Raw genomic sequence first — 11,689 nt, forward strand, 5'->3', positions numbered from 1 at the left:
AAACCAGTAGCTTCTGCCGGATTCCTGCATCCGTTACCGTGCTAGAGTATGCTGGTACTCGAAGAGATTGATATCGTGAGGTATCAATAAAATAAGGTGGAATCACGTAAGGTAACTTTCGTCCTTTGGATGGAAGCTTTTTTTGTATAAGAGAATACGGGAGGATAAGAACTTATGAAGAAATTTGCTATACCGGAAGGGACCCGGGATCTGATTTTGGGAGAATGCACTGCAAAAAAACGATTGCAGGCTGCGATTGAGCAGGTGTTTGACAGCTATGGCTATAAGGAAATCGTAACACCGAGCATTGAATTCTATCAGACCTATCAGACAGGCTTTGAACAGGTTCAGGAGGAAGCGATGTACAAGTTTTTTGACCATAACGGAAGCATTCTGACACTGCGTATGGATATGACGGTGCCGATTGCCCGCGTTGCGGCAACCAAATTCAAGGATCAGCAGCCGCCGTTTCGGTTTCGCTATTGTGCGAATGTATATAAGGTAAAGGAGTCGTTTGCCGGAAAGCGCAATGAGGTGACAGACTGCGGAATCGAGCTGCTGGGATTGAACGAAGAGCAGAGTGATTTGGAAATTCTGGTGTGTGCCCTGGAGGTTATGGAGTGTATGGAGCAGGAGCCGTTTACACTGGAAATCGGCAATGTGAATTTCTTCCATACGGCGGTCAAGCTGCTGGGACTGACAAAGGATGAAACCGAAACATTGGCTGATCTGATTGATCGTAAGAGCTTGACAGAGCTGAAGGAATATCTGAATACACTAAACCTTAAAGCTGAGGATAAACAATTTTTTCTGCAGCTGCCTTGGCTGTGTGGAAGTGCAGATATGCTGCAGGAGGCGCTGGACTGCTGCTTTGATGAACGGCTGCAGCGCATTGTGGAAAACCTGCAGCAGCTGTATGAGCAGCTGCGCGAGCTTGGCTATGAAAACCGCATCACCTTTGATCTGGGAAAGCTGCCGCATCTGAACTATTACAGCGGAATCCTCTTTGAGGGCTTTGTGCCCGGGATCGGCACCAGTGTATTGAGTGGAGGCCGCTATGATTCCCTGCTGGAGAAATTCGGGGAGCCGCTGCCTGCCATCGGGTTTTCTGTAAAGCTGGATGCTGTGCTTCCGGTATTGCATCTAAAACAGAAGGAAGCAACGCTGACGCTGTGCTATCCATATGCGCGTAAAGTGGAAGCCCTGCGTAAGGCAAAGGAGCTGAGAAAAACTGCACGGGTGGAGCTGCTGTGTGGAGCGTATGATGATATTATCGTGAAAGGGGAGAACAACGCATGAGTATATCCATTGCATTGACGAAGGGACGTCTGGAAAAGGCAACCGTGAAGCTGCTGGAGGAGCGCGGATATGGAATTGAATGCCTGAAGGATAAGGGGAGAGCTCTGGTGTTTCAGGATTCCAAAAAGGATATTCGCTACTTTCTCGTGAAATCCAACGACTGTATTACCTATGTGCAGCATGGTGTTGCGGATATCGGTGTGGTTGGAAAGGATACGCTGCTGGAGGGTGGCAAGGAGTACTATGAAATGCTTGATTTAGGAATTGGAAAATGCAAATTCATCGTTGCCGGCCTGCGGGAACATAATCTGTTTGACAAGGTGGGGCATGTGAAAATAGGAACCAAGTATCCCAATATTGCAAAGCAGTATTTTCTGGAAAAGGGGATGGATGTGGAATGTATTAAAATTGACGGGTCTGTGGAGCTGGCACCGATACTGGGACTGTGCGATGGAATCGTAGATATCATGGAAACGGGAACGACGCTGAAGGAAAACGGTCTGGTGGTATTTGATACGGTCTGCGATATCAGTGCCAGAGTGATTGTAAACAAAGCGAGCTTTAAGCTGAAGCGAGCGGAGATATTAGCTATCCTGGAGGATATGAAGAAAGGACTGGAAACATGCTGAAACGAATGTGTGCATCCGATACACAGCAGCTGGCTGCGTATCTGGAAAGCAGAACAGAGGATATAGACTGCGATATTATCGCTAAGGTCAGTACCATCCTGCAGGATGTGAAAACCCGTAAGGATGAAGCAGTAAAGGACTATACACAGCGCTTTGACGGGATTGTGATGGACGAGCTGCGGGTTGCACGTGAAGAGGTAGAGACTGCAGCAGCCAGAGCTGACACCTTCTTTGTGGAAAGCATGAAGAAGGCGAAGGAAAATATCGCGTATTATCACAATGCACAGAAGCAAAACGGCTATCTGCTACAGAAGGAGCTAGGCATCTATCTGGGACAGCGCGTGCTTCCCTTGGATAGCGTCGGCATCTATGTGCCGGGAGGGCGTGCCCAGTATCCCAGCAGTGTGCTGATGAATGCGATTCCTGCCCGTATTGCGGGTGTCAAGCGCATTGTCATGATTACCCCGCCGGCAAAGGACGGCAGTCTGCATCCCAACATTGCCGCGGCGGCACGCATTGCCGGCGTGGATGAAATCTATAAGGTTGGCGGCGCACAGGGAATTGCGGCACTGGCCTATGGCACGCAGAGCATTGCATCGGTGGATAAAATCGTCGGACCGGGAAATGTGTATGTTGCGGCTGCGAAGAAGCTGGTATTTGGGAAGGTGGATATCGATATGATTGCCGGACCAAGTGAGATTTTGGTCATAGCGGATGCGGGGGCACCTGCGAAAAGTGTTGCGGCAGATTTGCTGTCTCAGGCAGAGCATGATCCGATGGCCAGTGCTATTCTGGTGACAACAAGTGAAGCCCTGATAACGGCTGTGGAAGAGGAGCTAGAAAAGCAAACTGCCCTTCTACCGAAAAAGGAAATCGTCAAACAGTCCTTACAGTCTTATGGAACAGCAATTCTGTGTGAGAGCATGGAGGATTGTCTGGCAGTATCCAATGCAGTGGCTCCGGAGCATCTGGAGCTGATGGTGGAAAACGCGATGGAATATCTGGGGATGGTGCGTCATGCCGGCAGTGTCTTCCTGGGCTATCACACCTGTGAAAGTGTCGGTGATTATTTCGGCGGCTGTAATCACGTATTACCGACAAGCGGAACGGCACGCTTCTCCAGTGCGCTGGGGGTGGACAGCTTTGTCAAAAAGAGCAGCTATCTGCACTATAGTGCACAGGCGCTGCAAGCCTATGGCGCAAACATCATCGAAATGGCAGAGCAGGAAGAGCTGCAGGCTCATGCCAATGCCGTGAAAGTGAGGCTGAAATCATGAAGAATATCGAAAGCTATGCGGCGCGGACAAACGGCGCAATCATGCTGAATGCAAATGAATGCTATAAAAATATCAGTGCGGAAATCGTGAAGGAGCTGCAGGCGGCGATTGCGGATCTGGCATTGAACCGCTATCCAGATGAATCCAGCAGTGAGCTGATTCATGCCTATGCACAAGTGAAAGGGATATCCTCAGATCATCTGCTCGCAGGCAATGGAAGCGATGAAATGCTGGGGCTCATGATTGGCTATTTCCTGGGAAAAGGTAAGAAATTACTGACCTTATCTCCGGACTTCTCTATGTATGATTACTATGCATCCCTGCATGAGAGTGAGGTTGTGAAATTTCCATGTGCTGAAGACGGTTCCTTTATTGCGGCGGATTTTATAGAATTCGGTCGGGAGCACCATGTGGATATGGTATTGTTTTCCAATCCGAACAATCCAACCGGGCATTTTGTAAGCAATCGTGAGCTATGTAAAATCGTGGAGGCGTTTCCTCGCATTCCGATCATCATCGATGAGGCCTATGGGGAATTCGCAAGGGAGAGCATGCTGGAGTATCTGGATACCTATGGAAATCTGTATGTGACCAGAACGCTTTCAAAGGCCTTCGGCTTTGCAGGGGCACGGCTGGGCTTTCTGCTGAGTAATCCAGCCAATATCGCAGACCTGAAGCCGATGCTGGTTCCTTATAATATCAGCTCTCTGGCGCAAAAGGCCGGGGTGATCGTATTGCGTCATGCGGCAGAATATGAGCTGCTGGTGGAAGAGGTGCAGTTGGAGCGGGATATGCTGTATCATAAGCTGAAGCAGCTACAAAACGTTACCTTCTATCCAAGTCAGGCGAATTATCTGTATGGAAGAAGCAACTATAAGCAGGAGCTGTTGGAGGCAATGGAAAAAGAAGGCATCGTCATTCGTAATTATGAAGGAGCTGACAGCTTCCGCATCACGGTTGGCTCTCCGCGTGAAAATGCCATCGTGCTATCCGTTTTACAGGAATTTGACAGAAAGGCGGTTACGGTATGAAGATGGCTGCAGAGAGAACCGGCATTGGAGCAAGAACGGCCAGCCTTAGCCGGGACACGAAAGAAACGAGCATCAGCTGCACGATGAATCTGGATGGTACAGGAACCAGTGCTATCCAGACAGGCATCGGATTTTTCGATCACATGCTGACGCTGTTCTCCTTTCATTCCGGTATCGATCTTACGCTGCATGCAAACGGCGATTTACAGGTGTGCGATCACCACACGGTAGAGGACTGCGGTATTGCGATGGGAGCCTGTCTGAAAGAGGCTCTGCAGGATAAAAGAGGAATCGAGCGCTATGGCAGTATGCTTCTGCCGATGGATGAGGTGCTGGCACAGGTCGTGCTGGATATCAGTGGAAGAAGCTTTCTGGTGTATAATTGTGAGCTGAAGCGGGATACGATCGGTACATTCTCCTGTGAGATGGTCGAAGAATTCCTGCGTGCCTTTGCCTTTCAGGCCGGTATCACGCTACACGTGAACGTTTTATATGGAACCAATGATCATCACAAGGTGGAAGCGATTTTCAAGGCGCTGGGCCGTGCCGTAAAAACGGCGGTTTATGTGAGCGGCGATACGCTGCCGAGTACGAAAGGGAAGCTGTAAGATGATAGCGATACTTGATTATGGAATGGGAAATCTGCACAGTGTGGAAAATGCCCTGAAGCATATCGGCTGTACCTGCTGTGTAACGGATAAAAAGGAAGACATGCAGTGTGCGGATCAGTTGATTCTGCCCGGTGTCGGAGCGTTTGCGGACTGTATGAAGCACTTGCAGGAACGCGGTCTGATTGAGGCTTTACGGGAAGAGGTGCAAGAGAAGAAAAAACCGCTGCTTGGTATCTGTCTGGGGATGCAGGCATTGTTTGAAGACAGCGAGGAAAACGGCTATACCAAGGGACTTGGCTTTTTGAAGGGCAACATTGTGAAAATGACGGATACCGCAGAAAACAGGGTGCGCATTCCGCATATCGGCTGGAATCTTTTGGAACAGCGTCAGGAATCCAGTGTATTCCAACGGCTGAGTGAGCGTCCCTTTGTGTATTATGTGCATTCCTACTATGCACAGAATTATGCACAGGAGGATTTGCTGGCAGACAGCGGTTATGGAGACATGCGTATTCCAGGTCTTGTCCGTAAGGACAATGTGGTTGGCGCTCAGTTTCATCCTGAAAAAAGCGGAGAGGACGGACTGCAGATTCTGCGGTGGTTTAAGGAGGAGTTTGTATGATTATTTTACCTGCAATCGATATACTGGATCAACAGCCGGTGCGGCTGTATCAGGGGGATTATGAACAAAAGGAGTGTGTCGGAGAAAGCATTGAGGAGATTGCCAAAGCATTTGAACAGCAGGGTGCGGAATATGTGCATATGGTTGATCTCAACGGTGCAAAAGAGGGAAAGAAAATCAATCAGGACATCATCGTGAAGACGGCGCAAGGACTGCATATTCCGGTTGAGGTCGGCGGTGGCATCCGCAGCATGGAGGATGTCCGCTTCTATCTGGAGCATGGTATTGCACGTGTGATCCTGGGAACGGCAGCCATAGAAAATCCGGAGTTTTTGCGGGAGGCGCTTGCACAGTATAAAGAAAAAATCGCAGTTGGTATCGATTGTAAGAACGGTATGGTCTGCGGTCATGGCTGGCTGCAGGAAAGTGAGCTGCAATATATTGATTTTGCCATTCAGATGGAGGCCATGGGGGTAAAGACGATCATTGTGACAGATATTTCCAAGGATGGGACCATGGCTGGTCCAAACACGGAGATGCTGGCAGAGCTAAAGAAAACCGTATCGATCAATATCATAGCTTCCGGCGGTATCCGTGACATTACGCACATACAGGCACTGAAGCATCTGGACATCTACGGAGCGATTACAGGGAAGGCGATGTATGCCGAAACATTGTCTCTGCCGCAGGCAATCGCACTGTGCAGGGAATCCTGATGCATACGAAGCGAATCATCCCGTGTCTGGATGTAAAGGACGGCAAGGTCGTCAAGGGAATCAATTTTGTCGGATTGAAGGAGGTCGGCGATCCAGTCGATCTGGCAAGAGCCTATTATGAGCAGGGAGCCGATGAGCTGGTATTTCTGGATATTACAGCAACGCATGAACAGCGGGATACGATGGTTCAGGTTGTTGAGCGCGTAGCCAGAGAAATTTTCATCCCCTTTACGGTCGGCGGTGGCATCCGCAGTGTGGAGGACATACGAAACATGCTGCTGGCAGGTGCTGACAAGGTATCGCTGAACTCTGCGGCTGTCCGTAATAAGGAGCTGATCCGTGAGGGCGCAAAAATGTTCGGGAACCAGTGCATCGTATTGGCGGTGGATGGAAAGCGCCGTGCGGATGGCAGCGGCTGGAATGTATATGTTGCCGGCGGCCGTGAGGATACCGGTCTGGATTTACTGGAATGGGTACAGGAGGGTGTTCGTCTTGGCGCAGGGGAAATTCTGCTTACCAGTATGGATGCGGATGGTACCAAGCAGGGCTTCGATATTGAATTGTGCAAGGCCGTGCATGCGCTGGTCGATGTGCCGGTGATTGCATCGGGCGGCTGCGGTACGCTGGAGCATTTTGCTCAGGTATTTGAAGAGGATGCCAGTGATGCGGCGCTTGCGGCAAGCATGTTCCACTACAAAGAGGTGACGATTCCTCAGGTGAAGGAGTATCTAAAGGAGAAAGGAATTGCAGTACGTATATGATAACGGTGAATTTTGATAAAGGAAACGGACTCGTTCCGGTCATTGTGCAGGATGTGCATACCAAGGCTGTCCTCATGCTGGCATATATGAATGAAGAAAGTCTTCGCATGACGATGGATACCGGCCGTGCAACCTATTACAGCCGAAGCCGTCAGGAATTATGGATCAAAGGGGAAACAAGCGGTCATTACCAGTATGTGAAGGATATGCGCATCGACTGTGATGCGGATACGATTCTTCTTCTGGTGGAGCAGGTTGGTGCAGCCTGCCATACCGGACATACCAGCTGTTTTTACCGAAATATGGAGGGAGTGGAAGTATGAAGGAACTGGATGCATTATATGAGACAATCAAGGATCGCAAGGAAAACAAAGAGGAGGGAAGCTATACCACCTATTTGTTTGAAAAGGGTCTGGAGAAAATTCTGAAAAAGGTCGGAGAGGAATGTACCGAGGTAGTGATTGCCTCTTTGACACAGACGAAACAGGATCAGATCAATGAAATCAGTGATCTGCTGTATCATCTTACCGTACTGATGGTTGAAAAGGGAATTTCGATGGACGATGTCAATGCGGAGCTAACGCGTCGTGCACAAAAAACGCATAACCTGAAGGCGGAGCGAAAGCCGATTGAACATTTGTAAGCCGAGCAGTCGGCTTTTCTTTTTGCTTTGGTTCTGATCCACAAAGTGTCATATAGGGTATGACAGAGATGATATATGCTTGTAGCGGATGTGAGCTTACGAATGCCAAGAATGATGAACGTGATTGAAGAGCACTTCTGGTATACTATATACGAGGTGAATCATATGAAGACAAATCAAGATATTATGCAATCTGTGCTGTGCTATATCGAGGAGCATTTGGATGCATCGCTGACGCTGGATGCTATCGCTGCCTATACGGGATATTCCCCCTACCATCTGCATAAAATGTTTACAGCAATCTGCGGTATGCCGCTGCATGCCTATGTACGGCGCAGACAGGTATCCAAAGGGGCATCGCTTCTTGTACACAGCGATCTCAGTATTGCGGAAATCGCCTTTGCCTGCGGCTATCTTTCACAGCAGGCTTTCCATAAGGCCTTTTTGCAGCTGTACCGCACAACGCCGGATGCCTTTCGGAAAAAGAAGACCGCCTATGTGCTGCAGGAGCCGCTGCAGCTTCATCAGGAGCCGAATATAAATCACATGCACATGGATATGGAGATACAGCATTGGGGAGAAATACAGCTGGAGGGCTATCATGCGGATACCAGACAGGGCTTTCATGTGATAGGCAAATGTCACCGGAAATGCAACCGGTATCGGAAAGCATATCCGCAAAAGACATCTGTGGTGTATGGGATTCATGATTATACGGATGCCGATCTGGATGCTGAGCAGCCCTACTTTCAGTATTTTGCAGGTGTTGCAGTTGAACAGGTGCGCAAGCAGAAGCTGAAGCATATCATCCTGCCGGAGGGAACCTATCTTGTGTTTTCCTTCTTCGCTGATCCCAAGACCTCCATGGAACCGTTCGCACAGGATATTTACCAAAACTGGCTGCCCAAAAGCGCGTACCGGCTTCGAGCGGACTGCTGTATGGATATCGTGAAATACGGAGAGGAAACTGCACAGGGGGTTGCCGGTATCGAATACTGTATACCAATATTAAAATAAAGAAAGAGAAATGAAAACGCTGTCTGAGACTGCTGTCACAGAGCGTTTTTTTGTATTCCTACAGCATCGAAAAGCAGGATAACACGGCGTTATGTAGACATAAATATTTATAATTTCATTTTTTGGAAAAGGTATCGTATACTGACATAGCTGCCTTGCATTACGGCTGTAGGGCAAGCATACAGAAAATGAGAAAAGGAGAAATGTATGATTTTTATAAAAGAAAAGGGAAGGGGACTGCTGGTATGCTTTGGTATAGCAGCTGTTGCCCTGCTGCTGGGACAATGGGTTCCCATCATTGGAGGGCCGGTATTTGCAATTCTCATCGGAATGCTGCTGGCATTTCGCATAAAGGAAGTGAAAAGTCTGCAGGCCGGCATCACCTTCACATCAAAGAAAATTTTACAGTATGCAGTCATATTGCTTGGGTTTGGCTTAAATCTGTCTGTCATTGCCAAAACAGGACAGCAGTCACTTCCAATCATTCTGGCGACAATCACAACATCTCTCGTTATTGCGTTTGTTTTGAAGCGCGGACTTCACATGCCGACCAACATCTCCACACTGGTAGGTGTTGGCTCTTCCATTTGCGGAGGCTCTGCGATCGCGGCGACTGCCCCGGTCATTGCGGCAGATGACGAGGAGGTAGCTCAGGCGATTTCTGTTATATTTCTATTTAATATTCTGGCGGCTATGCTGTTTCCCTGGCTGGGAACGCTTCTGCATTTTCATGGCAGTGAGGGCTTCGGCGTATTTGCAGGAACTGCGGTAAACGACACCTCCTCTGTAACAGCAACCGCAGCAACCTGGGACAGCATGTTTCATTTGGGATCAGCAACGCTGGATAAGGCGGTTACAGTCAAGCTGACACGCACTCTTGCAATTATTCCAATCACCCTGTTTCTGGGCGTTCAAAGAATGCGAAAAGAGGAGCAGGAGGAGAAACGGGAGGGAAAAAAGGTTGCATGGAAACAGATATTTCCGGTATTTATTCTCTACTTCCTTATGGCCTCCGTCATAACGACGATCTCTACCAATGTATTTCATATATCCGCAGATATCTTCCTGCCTTTAAAGGAGTTGAGCAAATTCTTTATCATTATGGCAATGGGGGCAGTTGGCCTGCATACCGATATTGTAAAGCTGGTAAAAAACGGTGGGAAGCCTATCTTTATGGGGTTTTGCTGCTGGGTCGGTATCACGGTGGTATCCCTGCTCATGCAGAAGGTGCTGGGAATCTGGTGAGGGATTATGATGAGCTGTTGAACAGTCTTCCTCATCAGCTCATACAGGCAGCTTTGTTCATTTGAAAGGTAGGAAATTCATGTTCTTGCGGATAATACTGGAAAAATATGATATGATAAGTACAGCTATATGAGGAGGCCGTTGTATGAATTTGAAAATTGAAAACTGGAAGCTTTTGATTCTTTCCATTTTTTATATGATATTTTCTATCTTATCTTATACGATTGAAAAGGAAAAATTCCTGAATTTCTTCCAGATAGCAGGAATCGTGATTATTTTGGTAGGCTTGTTCCAGATTCTTGTTTATTTTTTTAAAAAGGAATATATGAAGCCAAATGAATTCAGCTTTTCCTTTGGTGTATTATATTGCATAGCAGGGCTGATCGTTGCCACAAAGCCATATCTGATCGTAGACAATTATCCCATTGTTATTTCCAGTCTTGTGGTTTTGGACGCGACACTGCGTTTGCAGTATTCTATGAATCTGTTTCGTTTGGAGGATGCGCAGTGGAAGATTCACCTGGCACTTGCCGTTGTCCCGCTGCTTATGGGAATGGTGCTGATCCTGGTATCCTTTGAGGAAAAGACACTGCATAATCTATTCAGCTTTCTGCTGATACTGGATGCGATTGCGAATTTCTATACGATTTTGTATTATCGCGGTGTTGCCAGACGCTATGGGCGCCACAGTGAACAAATTCTGGATATTTCCAATCAGGAAGCCGCTGCACATGAGGTGATTGACGGGAAAGATCATATGGTATGATAAGAAGCGGTGGAAGCATCGCTTTTTTTCAATGCGGAGATCGGACAAAGGAAAGCAGAGATTGACGAGATGGAAAGATTTACAGACGGTATACTGTACATAGGAGGTGCGAATAATGGAATGGATGGCTTGTTTACAGAAGACAATCAGATATATGGAGCAGCATCTGCTTGAGGATATTCATCCTGAGGATATCGCGGAGGCCGTGCATGTTTCTCCATTCTATCTGCAAAAGGGATTTTCGATTCTGACGGGCTACAGTCTGATGGAATATGTCCGTAACCGCAGATTGTATCTGGCTGCACTGGAGGCGGTTGACAGTGAGACGAAAATCATTGATCTGGCTTTCAAATACGGATATCAGACACCGGAAAGCTTTACCAAAGCTTTTTATCGCTTTCATGGGATTACACCGAATCGAATCCGTGCGCATGCGGAGCATATCTGTCCATTTTTGCCTCTGAATATCAGGATCACCATACAAGGAGGAATAGAAATGGATTATGTAATTGAGCACATGGACAGCTTTCAGGTAGTCGGATTGAAGAAGGAAGTACAGTATGAGCATGCATATCAGGAAATCCCGCAATTCTGGAAGGAATTTCAGGAGCAGTATTGTCATGGGCATACAGCCTGTATGCAGTCGATTCCGGATATCGGACGATTTGGTGTCTGTATTGACGATGAAGGAAAAGAGGGCTGCTTTCAGTGTATGATTGCCGGCACCTATCAGGGAATGGAGGTACCTGCTCAGATGCATGTCCTAACAATACCAGAGCTTACCTGGGCAAAATTCACCTGTGTTGGACCGCTGCCCGGTGCTTTGCAGGCCGTAAATACAAAGATTTTCGCTGAATGGCTGCCGGAAAATCAGGAATATGATATTGCGGCAAATTTGAATATCGAATGGTATACACTGGATGCAGATTGTGATGGTGCTGATTATAGAAGTGAGATATGGATTCCGGTGAAAAGGAAGATAGAGAAGGAATAGGCATATGTTTTTGTCTGCATAACGTATGAAATAAAAATGTCTGCAGAAGAAGCAGAGGATGCCGGTTTTTATTTGTAA

Annotated in this window: 14 protein-coding genes and 1 other annotated feature (1 of these 15 cut by a window edge); all 14 genes read left to right on the plus strand. The window is 47.7% G+C overall.

What is annotated here, in order from left to right; translation table 11 throughout:
* Positions 1 to 129: a binding site (T-box leader), on the plus strand (it extends 109 nt beyond the left edge of the window).
* Positions 130 to 174: 45 nt separating this feature from the next.
* Complete coding sequence (hisZ, locus tag NE665_RS14195; RefSeq protein ID WP_117442422.1) at positions 175 to 1,299, plus strand: ATP phosphoribosyltransferase regulatory subunit; 1,125 nt, start codon at positions 175 to 177, stop codon at positions 1,297 to 1,299.
* The gene (gene hisG / locus NE665_RS14200) at positions 1,296 to 1,928 is read left to right on the plus strand and encodes an ATP phosphoribosyltransferase (protein ID WP_117442423.1); all 633 of its coding nucleotides are present in this window, start codon (positions 1,296 to 1,298) and stop codon (positions 1,926 to 1,928) included. Before hisZ ends, hisG begins: the two co-directional genes overlap by 4 nt.
* Entirely contained in the window at positions 1,922 to 3,205 is a 1,284-nt protein-coding gene (gene hisD, locus NE665_RS14205; protein WP_117442424.1) for a histidinol dehydrogenase, read from the plus strand. Before hisG ends, hisD begins: the two co-directional genes overlap by 7 nt.
* The gene (gene hisC / locus NE665_RS14210) at positions 3,202 to 4,236 is read left to right on the plus strand and encodes a histidinol-phosphate transaminase (protein WP_117442425.1); all 1,035 of its coding nucleotides are present in this window, start codon (positions 3,202 to 3,204) and stop codon (positions 4,234 to 4,236) included. The genes hisD and hisC overlap by 4 nt, the downstream gene beginning before the upstream one ends.
* A gap of 23 nt (positions 4,237 to 4,259) precedes the next feature.
* Positions 4,260 to 4,844: an imidazoleglycerol-phosphate dehydratase HisB gene (hisB, locus tag NE665_RS14215; RefSeq protein WP_347285929.1), complete on the plus strand. Its 585-nt coding sequence runs from the start codon at positions 4,260 to 4,262 to the stop codon at positions 4,842 to 4,844.
* A gap of 1 nt (position 4,845) precedes the next feature.
* On the plus strand, positions 4,846 to 5,469 hold the full coding sequence (gene hisH / locus NE665_RS14220; RefSeq protein ID WP_117442427.1) for an imidazole glycerol phosphate synthase subunit HisH: 624 nt from the start codon (positions 4,846 to 4,848) through the stop codon (positions 5,467 to 5,469).
* Positions 5,466 to 6,185, plus strand: coding sequence for a 1-(5-phosphoribosyl)-5-[(5-phosphoribosylamino)methylideneamino]imidazole-4-carboxamide isomerase (gene hisA / locus NE665_RS14225; RefSeq protein WP_117442428.1), 720 nt, complete (start codon positions 5,466 to 5,468; stop codon positions 6,183 to 6,185). Before hisH ends, hisA begins: the two co-directional genes overlap by 4 nt.
* Complete coding sequence (hisF, locus tag NE665_RS14230; protein WP_117442429.1) at positions 6,185 to 6,946, plus strand: imidazole glycerol phosphate synthase subunit HisF; 762 nt, start codon at positions 6,185 to 6,187, stop codon at positions 6,944 to 6,946. The genes hisA and hisF overlap by 1 nt, the downstream gene beginning before the upstream one ends.
* The gene (hisI, locus tag NE665_RS14235) at positions 6,943 to 7,269 is read left to right on the plus strand and encodes a phosphoribosyl-AMP cyclohydrolase (protein ID WP_117442430.1); all 327 of its coding nucleotides are present in this window, start codon (positions 6,943 to 6,945) and stop codon (positions 7,267 to 7,269) included. The genes hisF and hisI overlap by 4 nt, the downstream gene beginning before the upstream one ends.
* The gene (hisE, locus tag NE665_RS14240) at positions 7,266 to 7,589 is read left to right on the plus strand and encodes a phosphoribosyl-ATP diphosphatase (protein ID WP_117442431.1); all 324 of its coding nucleotides are present in this window, start codon (positions 7,266 to 7,268) and stop codon (positions 7,587 to 7,589) included. The genes hisI and hisE overlap by 4 nt, the downstream gene beginning before the upstream one ends.
* 165 nt (positions 7,590 to 7,754) lie before the next feature.
* A complete protein-coding gene (locus tag NE665_RS14245) occupies positions 7,755 to 8,606 on the plus strand; it encodes a helix-turn-helix domain-containing protein (RefSeq protein WP_117442485.1) in 852 nt (283 codons plus the stop codon).
* Between the two features lie 207 nt (positions 8,607 to 8,813).
* Positions 8,814 to 9,851, plus strand: coding sequence for a YeiH family protein (locus NE665_RS14250; RefSeq protein ID WP_117442432.1), 1,038 nt, complete (start codon positions 8,814 to 8,816; stop codon positions 9,849 to 9,851).
* 145 nt (positions 9,852 to 9,996) lie between these two features.
* Positions 9,997 to 10,617, plus strand: a complete 621-nt coding sequence (locus NE665_RS14255) for a DUF308 domain-containing protein (RefSeq protein WP_117442433.1) — start codon at positions 9,997 to 9,999, stop codon at positions 10,615 to 10,617.
* A gap of 115 nt (positions 10,618 to 10,732) precedes the next feature.
* Positions 10,733 to 11,611, plus strand: coding sequence for an AraC family transcriptional regulator (locus tag NE665_RS14260; RefSeq protein WP_117442434.1), 879 nt, complete (start codon positions 10,733 to 10,735; stop codon positions 11,609 to 11,611).
* Positions 11,612 to 11,689 lie beyond the last annotated feature (78 nt).

The sequence above is a fragment of the Clostridium sp. DFI.1.208 genome, from assembly GCF_024463855.1.
Taxonomy (GTDB): domain Bacteria; phylum Bacillota_I; class Bacilli_A; order Erysipelotrichales; family Erysipelotrichaceae; genus Clostridium_AQ.